At 61.5% G+C, this 14,166-nt stretch carries 15 protein-coding genes; 7 read left to right on the forward strand and 8 right to left on the reverse strand.

All coding sequences use genetic code 11. From position 1 onward, the window contains the following. Positions 1-19: 19 nt before the first annotated feature. Together AD663_RS14225 and AD663_RS14230 are read right to left on the reverse strand one after the other, a co-directional pair. Positions 20-1,360 carry an ATP-binding protein gene (locus AD663_RS14225; protein ID WP_003181966.1) on the reverse strand — a complete coding sequence of 447 codons (1,341 nt, stop codon included), beginning with the start codon at positions 1,358-1,360 and terminating at the stop codon, positions 20-22. Continuing rightward, complete coding sequence (locus AD663_RS14230; protein WP_003181969.1) at positions 1,357-2,016, reverse strand: response regulator transcription factor; 660 nt, start codon at positions 2,014-2,016, stop codon at positions 1,357-1,359. Before AD663_RS14230 ends, AD663_RS14225 begins: the two co-directional genes overlap by 4 nt. A 205-nt stretch (positions 2,017-2,221) precedes the next feature. On the opposite strand from AD663_RS14230, the gene AD663_RS14235 reads away from it, so the two are divergent. The 3 genes from AD663_RS14235 to AD663_RS14245 are packed head-to-tail and all read left to right on the forward strand — an operon-like array spanning position 2,222 to position 5,858. After that, positions 2,222-2,692: a DUF2271 domain-containing protein gene (locus AD663_RS14235; protein ID WP_003181971.1), complete on the forward strand. Its 471-nt coding sequence runs from the start codon at positions 2,222-2,224 to the stop codon at positions 2,690-2,692. Between the two features lie 24 nt (positions 2,693-2,716). After that, the gene (locus tag AD663_RS14240) at positions 2,717-4,897 is read left to right on the forward strand and encodes a PepSY domain-containing protein (protein WP_053213983.1); all 2,181 of its coding nucleotides are present in this window, start codon (positions 2,717-2,719) and stop codon (positions 4,895-4,897) included. Further along, a complete protein-coding gene (locus tag AD663_RS14245; protein WP_050551574.1) occupies positions 4,848-5,858 on the forward strand; it encodes an FAD:protein FMN transferase in 1,011 nt (336 codons plus the stop codon). The genes AD663_RS14240 and AD663_RS14245 overlap by 50 nt, the downstream gene beginning before the upstream one ends. Positions 5,859-5,913: 55 nt before the next feature. Here the strand turns inward: AD663_RS14245 and AD663_RS14250 are convergent, their stop codons facing one another. Further along, positions 5,914-6,804 carry a universal stress protein gene (locus AD663_RS14250; protein ID WP_003181976.1) on the reverse strand — a complete coding sequence of 297 codons (891 nt, stop codon included), beginning with the start codon at positions 6,802-6,804 and terminating at the stop codon, positions 5,914-5,916. Positions 6,805-7,037: 233 nt separating this feature from the next. Between AD663_RS14250 and AD663_RS14255 the strand changes: the two genes are divergently transcribed. Next, complete coding sequence (locus AD663_RS14255; RefSeq protein WP_003181979.1) at positions 7,038-7,601, forward strand: GNAT family N-acetyltransferase; 564 nt, start codon at positions 7,038-7,040, stop codon at positions 7,599-7,601. 48 nt (positions 7,602-7,649) lie between these two features. On the opposite strand, the gene AD663_RS14260 is transcribed toward AD663_RS14255, so the two are convergent. From AD663_RS14260 to AD663_RS14270, 3 genes are all read right to left on the reverse strand, one after another. Continuing rightward, positions 7,650-8,561 carry a universal stress protein gene (locus AD663_RS14260; protein WP_003181981.1) on the reverse strand — a complete coding sequence of 304 codons (912 nt, stop codon included), beginning with the start codon at positions 8,559-8,561 and terminating at the stop codon, positions 7,650-7,652. Positions 8,562-8,667: 106 nt separating this feature from the next. Continuing rightward, the gene (locus tag AD663_RS14265) at positions 8,668-9,912 is read right to left on the reverse strand and encodes a DUF4010 domain-containing protein (protein ID WP_003181983.1); all 1,245 of its coding nucleotides are present in this window, start codon (positions 9,910-9,912) and stop codon (positions 8,668-8,670) included. Continuing rightward, the gene (locus AD663_RS14270; RefSeq protein ID WP_033046039.1) at positions 9,909-10,175 is read right to left on the reverse strand and encodes a hypothetical protein; all 267 of its coding nucleotides are present in this window, start codon (positions 10,173-10,175) and stop codon (positions 9,909-9,911) included. Before AD663_RS14270 ends, AD663_RS14265 begins: the two co-directional genes overlap by 4 nt. Here AD663_RS14270 and AD663_RS14275 point away from each other — a divergent pair. The 3 genes from AD663_RS14275 (at position 10,174) to AD663_RS14285 (ending at position 12,042) form a co-directional block, all read left to right on the forward strand. Beyond that, positions 10,174-11,097 (forward strand): universal stress protein, encoded by a 924-nt coding sequence (locus AD663_RS14275; protein ID WP_003181985.1) that lies wholly within the window; start codon positions 10,174-10,176, stop codon positions 11,095-11,097. The genes AD663_RS14270 and AD663_RS14275 overlap by 2 nt on opposite strands. A gap of 76 nt (positions 11,098-11,173) precedes the next feature. Beyond that, a complete protein-coding gene (locus AD663_RS14280) occupies positions 11,174-11,608 on the forward strand; it encodes a YeeE/YedE family protein (RefSeq protein ID WP_003181987.1) in 435 nt (144 codons plus the stop codon). A 2-nt stretch (positions 11,609-11,610) separates the two neighbouring features. Continuing rightward, positions 11,611-12,042, forward strand: a complete 432-nt coding sequence (locus AD663_RS14285) for a DUF6691 family protein (protein WP_003181989.1) — start codon at positions 11,611-11,613, stop codon at positions 12,040-12,042. An 86-nt stretch (positions 12,043-12,128) separates the two neighbouring features. Here the strand turns inward: AD663_RS14285 and AD663_RS14290 are convergent, their stop codons facing one another. Together AD663_RS14290 and AD663_RS14295 are read right to left on the reverse strand one after the other, a co-directional pair. Continuing rightward, positions 12,129-13,496 carry an ATP-binding protein gene (locus tag AD663_RS14290; RefSeq protein WP_003181991.1) on the reverse strand — a complete coding sequence of 456 codons (1,368 nt, stop codon included), beginning with the start codon at positions 13,494-13,496 and terminating at the stop codon, positions 12,129-12,131. Further along, positions 13,493-14,155, reverse strand: a complete 663-nt coding sequence (locus tag AD663_RS14295) for a response regulator (protein ID WP_003181993.1) — start codon at positions 14,153-14,155, stop codon at positions 13,493-13,495. Before AD663_RS14295 ends, AD663_RS14290 begins: the two co-directional genes overlap by 4 nt. Positions 14,156-14,166: the final 11 nt, after the last annotated feature.

The raw sequence follows: 14,166 nt of genomic DNA on the forward strand, positions 1-14,166 counted from the left end.
CTCGGGAACCGTGCTGCAGTCAGCTTTCGACACGTGCAAGCGGAAGCCAGATGCGGACTTCGAAGCCGTCTTGCCGGCCATCGGCGGGTGACATCAGGGACATTCTGCCGTTGATTCCTTGCACGATCGCCTTGGCAATCGCCAGCCCCAGCCCAGCACCACCGATTCGGCTCTCACCGCGCACAAAACGCTCGGTCAAATGGTGCAACACGGCTTCTGGCACGGTCGGGCCGCCGTTAATCACGCGCAGCAGCGCTTGGTCGTCAAGGATGATTTGGATGGGTTGATCCGTCGCTCCGTATTTGAGCGCGTTCTCAATCAAATTGCGCAACAGAATGCCGAATGCGTCTGGGTCAATGCTCGAATAAACGCAGGCCTGCGCCGGAAGTTGCAAGTCGATCCGGCGAGCGCTGCTGTGCTGCCACTCGTCCACCACATGTGCCAACGAGGGGATAAGATCCTGGGGCGTTTGTGATAAAAGCCCGCCCCCCTCGGCCTTGGCCAGCTGCATGAGTTTTTCCGACAGGCGTGCTAACTCGCGCAATGCACTTTCAATCTTTTGCACACGCAACCGCAACGGACCTTCGGGGGCTTCATGGTGTAGGCGCTGGACTTGCGCCAACGTCGCGGCCAACGGCGTGCGCAACTCATGTGCGCTGTTGGCGGTGAAGCTGCGTTCGGCGTCGAGGGCCTTGCGCATGCGTTCCAGCAAGTGATTGACCGCGTCGGCCAGCGGATCGATTTCCGAGGGCAGGCGTGTCACGCTGATCGGCGATAAATCACCTGCGCCACGGGCCTCCAAGGCGCCGCGATAAGCCCGCACGCTGCGCAGGCTGAGGCGCACCAATGCCCAGGTGCCCAGCAGGCTGACGGGAATCAACAGCCATAAGGGCGACAACAAGGCCCACAAGGCTTCCTGTGCGGCCTCGCGGCGATGGTGCAAGGGCTCGGCGACTTCGATGAACAGCGTCTGGTCTTGCGTACTGGCGCCGTATAAGCGGTACTTTCCAGTGCTGGAAAAGCCCTCGAAGGGCTGTTCGCTGAATATCTTCGGGTTGGCATCGTAGGACTGCATCAGGACCCTGCCGCCGGCATCACGCACCTGGTACGTCAGGTATGCCTTGTGCGTCGTCAAGCTCACTACCTGTTGCATCTGGCCCGGCTCCGTCCGATTGCCGAGGCCTAGCACAGCCAGGGGCAACATGCGCTGGGCGGTTTCTTCAAGGGCACTGTCAAACGCCTCGTCCAACTCATGTTGCAATCCCCGCCAAGCGCCGGCCGTCGCTGCCAGCCAAAGCAGAGTCATGCCCAGCGTAAGTCCCAGGCCGAGACGTTTTTGCAGGCTGAACGAGCGCTTCATGGCGACACCAATCGGTAGCCCATGCCACGCACGGTTTCGATGAGGTCGCGACCGAGCTTCTTGCGCATCCGGCTGATATAGACCTCAATGGTGTTGCTCTCGATCTCGGCGCCAAAGGCGTACAGCCGCTCTTCAAGCTGCGCCTTGGACAGGAGCGCACCGGGGCGCTGGATGAAGGCCTCCAACAGCGCCCATTCCCGCGCGGTAAGGTCGACGCAAACGCCGGCCACCTGCACCGTACGTGCGCTGATATCGAGCTGCAGTTCACCGAGCCTGATCTGCGGGTTGGGGTTGCCGCTGTAACGACGGGCCACTGCCGCCACCCGAGCCGAAAGCTCGAACAAATCGAAGGGCTTGACCAAATAGTCATCGGCGCCAGCATTCAGGCCGGCAATACGGTCGGATATCTGGTCCTGGGCGGTCAGGATGATCACCGGCGTTGCGTCTCCTGCGCGGCGCTGCTGGCGCAAGAAATCCAACCCGCGCCCGTCGGGCAGCATCAGGTCAAGCAGTATCAGGTCGTAGGGGATCGCGCGCACGCTATTGCGCGCATGAGCGAGCCGCTGCACCCAATCGACGGCATGGCCGTCCTCGGTAATCTGCTCGCGCACCGCCTCTCCCAACCCCGGCGCGTCCTCAACCAATAAAACCCGCATTTCAAGCTCCTGTGAGGGTGATCGTGCAGCACCCTACCCGCCCTGGCTGACGTGAATCTGAAGATTCAGGTGGTTGTCAGGAATCCACCATAAGGTCTGCCAGCAACGACGCTGCGCAACGGCACGAGCATGACGCCGGCCAGGGTTCAGCTGGCTGTCAGCAATCGAGTCCAGGCTCTTGACCCAACGATCAAAAGGACACCCCATGAAGAAGATCATCGCTGCAACCTTTCTCGCCGGCATCATCGCCCTGCCAACACTGGCCCAGGCACGTGAAGTGACCCTGACCACGCAGCTCAAACGCTACAGCGGAAACGATGCCTACCTGGTGATCTATGTCACAGACGCCAATGGCCAATATCAGAAAACCCTTTGGGTCGCCGGCAAGAAAGCCAAGTACTACAAGCATCTGGCCGACTGGGCCCGCGCAAGCAAGATGAACCCGAGCGAGTTCGACGGCGTCAGCGGTGCCAGCGTCGGCAGCGGCGACACCCTCAAGGTCAGCGTCGAGCTGGCGGACACCCTGATCGATGCCGGGTATCAGATCCGCATCGACAGCGCCGTCGAAGACAAGCGCGATGCCCGTGCCGATGTCAGCGTGCCCCTGACCTCGGCGGGTGCAGGCAAACCGGCGACAGGCAATACCTACATCGAATCCTTTACCTACGCGTTGTAGCACCTGTACTTCTGGAGGCTGAACATGCTTCGCCAACTCCACTCCTTGCCCGGCCTGGTCGCCGCCCTGCTGGTGATGTTGTTAGCCATCAGCGGCGCAGTACTGTCTGTCGATCCGGCCCTGGAACGCTTGAACGCAACCGGCACTTCGACCGGGCAAGTCACTGTCGCCCAATTGGCCGGGCGTGTTGCGAGCCATTTTCCAGGCGTGGAGCAGATCCAGCGCACAGCGTCAGGGACCGTTGTCGTCTACTTCAATCAGGACGGCCAGGCTGGGGCCGAAAAGGTCGATCCACTGACGGGTGAAAGTCTGGCGCCCTACGTGCCCTCGGCCCTTTTTCGCTGGATAAAAGATCTGCACCGCGCGCTGTTGCTGGGCACACCGGGCCACGGGATCTCGGGCATCGGCGCGCTGTTCATGCTGATATTGTCAGGGTCTGGAGCGCTGTTGCTGGTGCGGCGAGTGGGCGGTTGGCGCAATCTGCTGCGGCCATTGCGCGGCAACTTCAGCCAGCGCTGGCACGCTGAAGTGGGTCGCCTGGCCTTGCTGGGGCTCATGTTGTCAGCCCTGAGCGGGCTCTACCTGTGTGCCACGACCTTCGAATTTATCGCCGATGGCAGTCAGCTCGAACCTACGTTTCCCGATCACATCAGCGCTGGCCCGGCGTCGCCGGTGTCGAGCCTGCGAGCGTTGCAAAACACTGATCTGAATAACCTGCGCGAGCTCGTCTACCCCAGCCCCGATAACCCTCAGGACGTGTTTTCCCTGCGCACGGCCCAGGGCGACGGCTACGTGGATCCGGTCAGCGGCACCCTGCTGTCCTATCAAGCCCACGACTCGATGCAAAACCTTTACGAATTGATCTACCGGTTGCACACCGGTGAAGGGCTCTGGTGGTTGGGCCTATTGCTGGGCCTCTGTGCCCTCTGCGTGCCGTTGATGAGCATCACCGGCATCCTGATGTGGCGCCGTCGCCAACAGGCCGGTCCGAACATCCGTCATAACAGTCCGGCGCAATCGGCCGACACCGTGATATTGGTGGGCACCGAGACCAACGGCACTTGGGGCTTCGCCAACGCCTTGCATGATGCTCTGCACCAAGTCGGCCACCGCGTGCATAGCGCGATGATGAATCAATACGCCAACGACTACCCCAACGCTCAACGCCTATTCATCCTCACGGCGACCCACGGTGACGGCGATGCCCCAGCCTCGGCTTCACAGTTCCTGGCACGGCTGGCCGAAGCCCGCTTGAAGCCCGGCCTGCCGTTTGCCGTGCTGGGCTTTGGCGACCGTCAGTTTCCACACTTCTGTGGCTTTGCCCATCACGTGCACGCAGCCCTGTTGCAGGCCGGGGGTTCGCCGTTGATGGGGCTGGGGACGATCAATCGCCAGTCTTCTCAGGCATTTACACACTGGGGTCAGGCCTTGAGCGAGGTGTTGGGGCAAAACCTGGCGTTGACACACATCCCGCCGCACCCACACACCCAGCAATGGGTGCTGGCCGAACGCATTGCCTATGGCGAACAGATGGATGCCCCCACGCATGTATTGCGTTTCACCGCTTCGCAGAGGCTGCCGGATTTTGAAGCGGGCGACCTGGTTGGCATCCTGCCTCCGGGCGACCCCGTTCCGCGATTCTATTCCCTGGCCAGTCATTCGCGGGACGGCGTATTGGAGATTTGTGTACGCAAGCACAAGGGAGGCGTGTGTTCGGAGTTTCTCCACGGCTTGCGCATCGGTGCGCCGATCCAAGCCTTTATCCAGCCCAACCCGCAGTTTCGTCCGGTGTCCAGTGCTCACCCGGTGATCCTCATTGGCGCCGGGACCGGCATAGGTCCGTTGGCTGGTTTTATTCGCAACAACAAAGCCCATCACCCCATGCATTTGTATTGGGGCGGGCGTAATCCTGCCTCGGACTTTCTCTATGAGTCCGAGCTCAACCACTACTTGGCTGACCATCGGCTCACCGCATTGCATGCGGCCTTCTCCCGGGCCAAGGACCGCTCCTACGTGCAAGACCGGCTGATCAGCGATGCCCGGATCCTGCGCGGGTTGATCGCAAAAGGCGCCCAGGTGTTGGTATGCGGCGGCCGCGAAATGGGCAGAGGCGTGATGCTGGCCCTGGACGAAATACTGGCACCGCTCGAACTTGATGTGCTCACCCTCAAGGCACAAGGACGCTATCGTGAAGACGTGTACTGAATGGCAGCGATACAGCCTGAACGGCGAAACCATGGGCACTCGCTACACCGCCCTGTTCTACGCCGAAACCGGACTCGACACCGACCCAATCAGCCACAGCCTGGCGCGCGCAGTGGCCCGGGTGGACCAGCAGATGTCCATCTGGAAGCCCGGTTCCGACCTCAATCGCCTTAACGACGCGCCCTTGCAGGAATGGATATCCGTGCCTGAAGAGCTGGCCATGGTGCTCTCCACCGCGTTGCGGGTCGGTCAGCAATCGCGCGGCGCCTTCGACATCGCCGTGGGCGATCTGGTAGGCGCCTGGGGCTTCGGTCCCGGCGAACTGACCATCACGCAGCCGACACTCAGTGCATTGCCGCTGCGAACTCCGCTGCCGACCGACACAGCGCTGATAGTGGACTCACAACGTCGACAGGTTCGCAAACGGGCACCGCTGAACCTTGACCTGAACGGCATCGCCAAAGGCTTTGCTGTCGATGAACTGGCCCGCAGCCTGGAAAGTTTTGGGATCATGCGCTACCTCGTGGGCATTGACGGCGAAATGCGCGCCGGCCACGAAAAACCTGACGCCCGGCCTTGGACCGTGGCCATCGAGAAACCCTGTCGGGGTATACGCGAGGTCATGGGCGTGATGGAGCTCAGCGATACCGCCATCGCCACGTCCGGGGACTACCGGCATTGGGTCGATGTGCAGGGTCAGTCTTATGCCCACACCATGAACCCACGTACTGGCGCGCCCTTACGCAACTCGCTTGCAGCCGTCACCGTATTGGCCGCCTCTTGCATGCTTGCCGACGCCTGGGCGACGGCGCTCATGGTACTGGGGGAAACCGAAGGCACCCGTCTGGCGCAGGAACGCGGGATGGATGCCTTGTTCGTGGTGCGCAAAGGTGCGCGGCTCGAGGAAATCTCCATTGTTGGTGGAGAGATACCTGTAGCCCCCTTTTATGCGCCTGGCTGAACCTGCCCGCGATCGCGATTTACCCATCCGCCAGATCATCGACTCCTCATGCTTATCATCTAACCACCAACAAGCTGCCCGGCACCGAGTACAAGGCTCGCTCCGTCGTGCTACCCACCAAGCGCTCCAGGCCGGTGCGTTGCACTGTGCCCATCACCACGACGTCCACCTCGAACTCCTCCAGGAACTCCTGGATCACCGGCACTGGAAGACCGATCACGAAGTGTCGGCGCTCGGCCGGTACACCGCAACGTTCAGCAAGGTTGATGAATGACATGTGCAGCGATTCGCGCAACGCATTGGCAAAATCGTCATCCCAGGCGCCGGCCAACAATGACGTTTCGCCGTCGAACGCAGGCGACAGGTCGCAGGCATACAGCAAATGCAATGAAGCCTCGCATTGCGAAGCCAGTGCGCCGGCCGCATGGACGATGCGCTCGTTCAGCGCATTGGCCTCAGGGTCCGAAGGGTCCACTGCGGCCACAACCCGCCGCGGCAGACCATGCACTGCCTGGCTGACCAAATGCACCGGCACCGGACTGTCTCGTAACAAATGACAATCCAGGGGGGTTGCGAACACGCGCTTGAGCAAGGGTTCGAGGGTGACGTCCTTGATTAACAGGTCGGGCTGGAACTGTTCGATATAACGCAGGATGTCCAGCAACGGATGAGTGGTCCACACCACGTGCGTCGTCACGTCCAGCCCCTCCTCCTTGAGCATCGACGCTTCCTCCATCATCCAGCGACGGTAGCGGTGCAGATATTGCTCGACCGTCGCCTGGTCAATTTTCTCCCCCCAAAGATGGGTGCGTGGTGGCGGCTGGACGAAGGCGCATAGGTGCAGCGCAGCGCCGCTGGCCCTGGCCAGGGCGCAGGCCCGGCGCATGGCGGCAGAGGGATGCAGGTCGGGTTCGACGATCAACAGCAGACGTTGGTATTGCCGCATCGCACACCTCCAGGGGCTTGTTCGCCTCAGGTTCAAACCTTGCGGCGTGGTCTACAGCGTGCACCCATCCAAGCCTGGAGCGGTTTGATCTATATCAAGAGCAGGGCAATCGACGGATGGGTACTGGGGCACTGATCCAGATCAGAACCGAGCGCTGCCGAGAGGGTAAAACGGAACCCAATGCGCGGCTTCTCTGCGGCTTCGCACGTTTCCACTCGATGGAGGATCGCATCATGCTGACTGTCAAAGACCACAACGAACGCGCTGCTGCCCTGTACGCTCGCATCAGCGGCAAACATTGGATTCAGGCACTCAAGGACGGCAGGCATGTACTGATCCGACCGCTCAGGGAAGAAGACCGCCAGCGCGAATATGACTTCATCAAGGCCCTTTCGTCGGAGTCCCGCCACATGCGCTTTCTGGCGCAAATCAACGAACCAGGCACCGCCATGCTCGATCAGTTGATGGACATTGATTGCAAGACTCACATGGCCTATATCGCGCTGGTCCACGACAACGGCAAGTTGATCGAAATAGGCGTCAGCCGTTATTGCGCAACGGGCGAACACGAATGCGAGTGCGCGGTGACCGTCGCCGATCCATGGCAGCACTTGGGGCTGGGCACATTGCTGATGGAACACCTGATCGAGGCAGCGCGCAAGAATGGCTATCACCAGATGTATTCCGTCGACGCCGCCAACAATGCCCCGATGCGCGACCTGGCCCATAGCCTGGGATTCGAAACCCGCTCCGACCCCGACGATACCCGGCAGGTCATCCACCGGCTTTACCTGTAGCTCATACGCTGACGCGAGGCCTTGAGCGGCCTCGCGCAGCGTACCCCATCAGGCCTGCGGCTTGATCGCCCAGACGCTGCAGGGTGACCGTTGCAACAGCAGTTCGGCCGTCGTGCCCAGGCGCCGATCCAGGCCACGGTGCCCCGTGGTGCCCATGACAATGACATCGATCTGTTGATCGGCGGCAAACTTGCAGATGCTGTTCAGGGGCGCGCCTTCGATGAAATGGCGCTGCTGCGGCGCAACCCCGTGACGCTCGGCCAGGGACTCGAAGACTTCGTGCTGGGCCTGGCCCAACGCTTCGTAGAGCCCGGTGGCCAGGGGCAGCGCGCCGATGCCCATGTCCGAGGCATACACGGCCGTCCAGTCAAAGGCGTGCAGCAACTCGACCTGGGCGTTGCACTGCTCGGCCAGTTTCACGGCAGCGTCGACGATCTGGTCATTGAACACCAGGTCCTGCTCCTCGCTGCGCAGCACATCAACGGCCGCCAGGACACGCCGCAACCGGGGGTGGCGCGCATCGGTGACCAAGTGCACCGGCACCGGGCAGTCGCGCAGCAAGCGCCAGTCCAGCGGCGTGAAAAAGATTCGCTTCAACACCGGTTCCGGCTCGGCGTCCTTGATGATCAATGCCAAGGGCATCTCTTTGACGTAGTGCTGCAAGGCTTGGTAGGCGTCTTTGCTCCAGATAACCTCGCTCGTAACCTCAACACCATGCCGCCGCGCCAGCTCGGCCTGTTGCCACAGCCAATGCCGGTGCGTTTCTATATAGCCTTCTCGTGCCAGCTTAACTTGCTCGGGCGCGAAAAGGCCGGCCACCGAGAGCAGTTCCAAATAATCGATCGCGATGATGTGCAGGGGCAGGTTCAGCGCCAGGGCCAGTTCGGTGGCTCGATCGAACGCCGGAGTGCGGATCATCGCGTCGGGCGCTACCAGCAATAAACGTTGAGTCTGGGACATGAAACACCTCGGTACGTGGCGGCTGCCATCTGAAGGATTGAGGCCTCAGCATTGCACCCACGCCAGAGACGAGGCTTGATCTTCATCAAAATGAAATCATCGAGTTTCAAAGATTGGGGAACAGCACCCCGCCCCACATCGCTAGCGTCAAAAGCACTTGGCCGGGTACCACATACCCAGCGAAGCCTCGCCCACCACTGAGCCAAGCCACCACACATTTGCTCAGGGAATTGCTACTCAACGCCATCAAGACCGGTACGGTCACGCCGTCAAAAGGCAGCAAGCCGGCCTTTGCCAGTGAAGCAATGGAAGCCGTGGAGGCATGCGCATCGGCCAGCCCACTGAAGATGGCGGTAACGACCACACCGGCCTGCCCGAATGTATCAAGCATCGCCGACGACAGGACGGTGATACCGGTCATGGTCAGTGTGACCATCAAGGCCAACTTGAGACTGAACGCCCCGCCTAACTTGATCGGCTTGGCGGACGATTCCTTCGGTAGGGGAAACATCAGCAGGCCGGCGTAAATCAAAGTCATCAAACCGCCACACAGCAGCGGCCCCCACATCCAATGCAACAGCGCCGGTTCAACGGCACCGACAATGAGCGTCATTTGAGCCAGTGTCGCCAGGTTGGCCAGGACAGCCGCGGCGCTCAGGACCTTGAGGTTATCGGGCTGCTTTGCCGCTATGTCACCCATGGCAGCGACAGTCGCCGTCGCGGAGGCGAACCCCGAGGCAATCGCGCTGAGGGCGTAGCCGTAGCGGGCACCGAAGGTGCGAACCGCGACATGCCCCAGCGCCCCTACCGCCATCAGCATGACCGTCAGGGTGCAAATGGTGCGCAAGTTGATTGCATGGTACGGACCCAGGAAACGATCCGGCGCCAGGGGCAGCACCACCAAGGCCGCGATCAACAGCACCACGCCGTCACGCAGTTCGGCGGCGCTCAGTTGGCTGCGGGCAAAGCGGTGCAACGGTTGGCGGCTGGCAAGCAGCCCGACCATCACCACGCCAATCGCCGTGGCCAAGACCGGAGCGCTCACGCAGAGCGCGCCCAATCCCAACACCGCGAACAACGCCACTTCGCTGGTGATGCCAGGGTCTTTGTCGAGGTTCCTGCAGTATGCCGCCGTCACCAGCGCCCCCAGGGCCAGGGTCATGAACCCCAGTAACACCGGGCCGCCCGCCTGGACCGTGACGTAACCGAGCAGCGAAGTGATGGCAAAGGTACGCAGGCCCGCAGAGTCGCGCCGGTCCCCCTCACCCTTGCGCCGTTCACGCTCGAGTCCCACCAGCAGGCCGATCCCCAGCGCAGCGGCGGCATTGGCGAAGGCCAGGGTTTCAGTCATTGCAAAGGCTCCATGGCGAGGGCTCCGGTGGTCGCGGCAGCCAGAAAGAACACCCGGCCTGCTCTGCTCTCGCCCTGGAACGCTTGATCATGAGCAACCATAGCGCTATTGCCCCGCCGCTGCCGCCCCTGATGCCATGCTTTGGAGAGGAGTTTGACGCAGATCAAATGACCACGCTCGATGGCGATCATGATCAAGCCAGCCACCACGCCGAGCGAAGGGTCGCCCGGTGCAATCAGGTACTTGTCCGGGAGGTATGTCATGTCCACTCAACCACGCTTGATGCTCGTCGTGTCACCGCTGATGGAGCACAGCCCTGCCTTCGACCGGGCGGCCGCATTGGCCAGGGCCAAAGGCGCGGCGCTGCACATTGTCGCTTTCGACTACCTTGAAGGCCTGGCGACGGCCGGCCTGGTCAATGAACAGGCGCTGGAACAGATGCGCCTGGGCTACGTTGAACGCCACCGGCAGTGGCTGGAGGAACAGGCCAGGCCGCTGCGTAACCTTGGCCTTGAAGTCACGACAGAAGTGGCCTGGGTCGAGCGACCCTTGCAGGAGATCCTGACTCACCTCAAGGAGCAGCCGATGGATGCGCTGATCAAGTCAGTGGACCATGAGTCCTGGTTCTCGCGCATGATGTTCACGCCTTTGGATGTGCACCTGCTGCGCGATTGCGAAGCGCCCCTGCATTTTGTCAACAAGGTCACCCATGCGCGCCCGCGCAGGATTCTGGCGGCCATCGACCCCTTCCATCACGATGGACAGTACGAAGGCCTCAACGACCGGATCCTGAGCGAAGCCAACAAACTCGCGGCGACCTGCGACGCAACACTGGAAGTCATTTACGCCTATGACCTGTCCTCCATGACCGCCGCCGAATACGGCTTCGGCAATGGCTCGATGTTCTTCTCCTCGACCCTGGCCCGCCAACTCTACGAATCCCAGAGCGAAGCCTTCGACGCGCTGGCCGAACGCAACGGCATCGCCCCTGAACAGCGACGCATGATCATGGGCGACCCGGCCAAGGTGCTGGCTAGCTACGCGGCCACCCATGAAATCGATGTCATCGTCATGGGACGAGTGCACTACCGCGGCGTGCACAAGCTGATCGGCAGTACCGTGGAGGCGCTGTTGTATAAGATGCCGTGCAGCGTGTGGGTGATTGCGCCGCAGCAGTTTGACTGAGTCCAACCCAACAGACAGATCGTGCTTATTGCGGGAATCTGGGTGAACATCGACCATCGAATACCGGAGCACTCTGATGAATCTTGACTGGCTCAATTTTACGCCTTGGTCATCCCTTGCCGGCGGGATGTTGATCGGCTTGGCGGCCAGTCTGTTTGTCGTCGCCAATGGGCGGATTGCAGGCATCAGCGGGGTGATCGGCAGCTTCTTGCAGCGTGGCGGCGAAGGGCTGGGTGAGAAAGCCCTGTTTCTCTTGGGCCTGGTCGCCGCACCGCTGTTATGGGGCGTGTTTGCAGCATTGCCTCCACTCGAGTTCCAAACCGGCTGGTTCGGCCTCATTGTCGCGGGCCTGTTGGTCGGAGTAGGCACCCGCTACGGCTCGGGCTGCACCAGCGGCCATGGCGTATGCGGCCTGTCGCGTCTCTCGCCACGCTCGATGGCCGCCACGGCGTGTTTCATGCTCAGCGGTTTCGCTACAGTATTTGTCCTGCGACATGTGATGGGAGGTTGATCATGCGCAAATTGACGGCATTCATCGCTGGACTCCTCTTCGGCATCGGCCTGCTCCTGGCAGGCATGACCAACCCGAAAAAAGTGCTGGGTTTCCTGGATTTGGCCGGCACTTGGGACCCCTCCCTGGCGTTAGTGATGATCGGCGCGATTGGCACAGCCATCGCCCCCCTGGCCTGGGCGCGCCAGCGGACCCACTCGCTGCTGGGCAATCCGATGCAGTTGCCGGTCAAGCGCGAACTCGACCCTCGACTGATCGGAGGCAGCCTGCTGTTCGGCATCGGCTGGGGCATCGCCGGAATCTGTCCCGGACCCGCCGTCGCGATTTTGCTGACCGGGCATTGGCAAGCCGTCATGTTCATGCTGGCCATGCTGGTGGGCATGTTGTTGTTTACTGCGCTGGAAACCCGGCGTTGGGGTCCCTTCCCGCCTTAACCAGCGACTCGTTATGCCCAGTTACTCGAGGAGCCTGTCTGAGCAGCGTTCCGGGCCCGCAAACCGTTGTGATACGGGAAACTCGCTCAAAGGAGCCCTATTTCCAAGGTCGCGCAGAGCCCGCCCTCGGGGCGATTTTCCAAGCGTATGCGTCCTCCCAGACGATTCGCGATGGTCCGTACAATCGTCAGGCCAAGCCCTGCTCCCTGGTCATTGCCACGGCTGTAGAATCGCTCGAACAGCCGCTCACGCTCGGCCTCGTTGATACCCGGTCCCTGGTCCTCGACAGACAGCTCGTAGTGATCCTCCTTCTTGGCCAGCCGTACGGTGATCGTGCCGTTGGCCGGAGAAAAATTGGCTGCGTTGGTCACAAGATTATTCAGGGCGATGTCGATGGACACCGGGTCGATTCGAACCGGCTCAATCCCATCGCTAACGTCCAGGACCGGTTCCAGGCCCCGACTCAACAGCCAGGGGGTCAATTGCACCAGGCTGGCACGCACCGTGGCGGGTAGATCGATAAGCGCCGGCGCCGGCACAACAGCTGGCGGCTCCAGGCGTGCCATGGTCAGCAGCTGGTTGACCAGGCGCGTGGTGCGATCAACCCCGACCAGCAGGTGCTCCAAGGACTCGCGACGACTTTGCTCATTGCCCGCCTCCATCAGGTTCTGCGCATGTACCCTGAGCACCGCCAGGGGCGTGCGCATTTCATGGGCGGCGTCGGCGATGAAGCGTCGCTCACGCCCCATCACCTCCTGGATCTGCGCAAGCACACGGTTGAGCGCCGCCTGCATGGGTTCGAGTTCCGTGGGCAGCGGCATCATTTGCAAAGGTTCGAGGGAACCCGGGTGGCGGGCGCGCAACTTCGCGGCCATATCCACCAGGGGCTTGAGCCCCCAGCCGATAGCCAGCCAGATCACCGCGGCCAGGATCAAACTGCCGATCAGGTTGGGCACCACTGTGTGACGAACGATGCGATCAACCAGGTCCGCCCGTACGTCGTCGCGCTCTCCGACCCAGATTTTCAGGCCGTATTGCGCGTCGTCCAGGACGAACGCCCGCCATGTATGGTTCCTCTGGTCGACCACCTCACTGAAACCAGGGGCACTTGGAGGTGATTTGAAAGACGGGGCACTGGAGGTATGCACCAGCACCGCACCTTGGGCATTCCAGACCTGGAAAGCGATTTTGCTTTCATAGGGATGGCCATCGACCTTGGGCTCCGCCAGCCCCAGCGCCGCATTGAACGCCTGGTACAGCTCGGCGTGCTCCTTGCTGGCCATGGGCATGCGCATGACGCCTTGCAGCAGGCGGGCGTTCTGGGCCAGTTGGGCGTCGTAGACTTCGGCGATTTCATGGTTGCTGTCATGCAAATTGAAGACGGTGATGATCAGCAGGCCAAGGAACAAAAGGCCAAGGATCAACGTCAGCGTGCGGTGGCGGATCGAAGTCATCGTCGCTCCTCCACCAGATAACCCACACCGCGAATGGTGCGAATCAGATCGGTGGAAAATTTCTTGCGCAGGTGGTGGATATGCACTTCCAGCGTGTTGCTTTCAGCCTCCTCGCTCCAGCCGTAAAGCAACTGCATCAAATGATCGCGGGTCATGACCCGACCCGGCGGTGAAAGCAGTTCATGAAGCAACTGATATTCCTTGGGCGTCAATGCCACTGGCCTGCCCTGGTAGCTGACCTGCTGGGTGCCGGGGTTCAGGCTGATACCGGCATGTTCGATCAGCGCCTGGGCGCGGCCGGCGCTGCGCCGCAGCAACGCCCTGAGCCGGGCCTTGAGCTCCGCCAGGTCGAAGGGCTTGACCAGGTAATCGTCGGCCCCGGCATCCAACCCGGCGATGCGATCCTCGGTGGCATCACGGGCGGTGAGAATCAGCACGGGCAGGTTGGAGCCACTGTCGCGCAAGCGACGCAGCACTTGCAGGCCGTCCATCCGTGGAAGCCCAAGGTCGAGCACCGCCAAGTCGAAGGTTTCACTGAGCAACGAATGCAAGGCGCTGCTCCCGTCTTGCAGCCAGTCGACGGTATAGCCCTCGCGCACCAGCGCCTCCCGGATGCCTTCGCCCAGTGCCACGTCATCCTCGATCAGTAATAAACGCACGCATACTCCTG

The organism is Pseudomonas sp. Q12-87 (genome assembly GCF_001269755.1).
GTDB lineage: Bacteria > Pseudomonadota > Gammaproteobacteria > Pseudomonadales > Pseudomonadaceae > Aquipseudomonas > Aquipseudomonas fluorescens_S.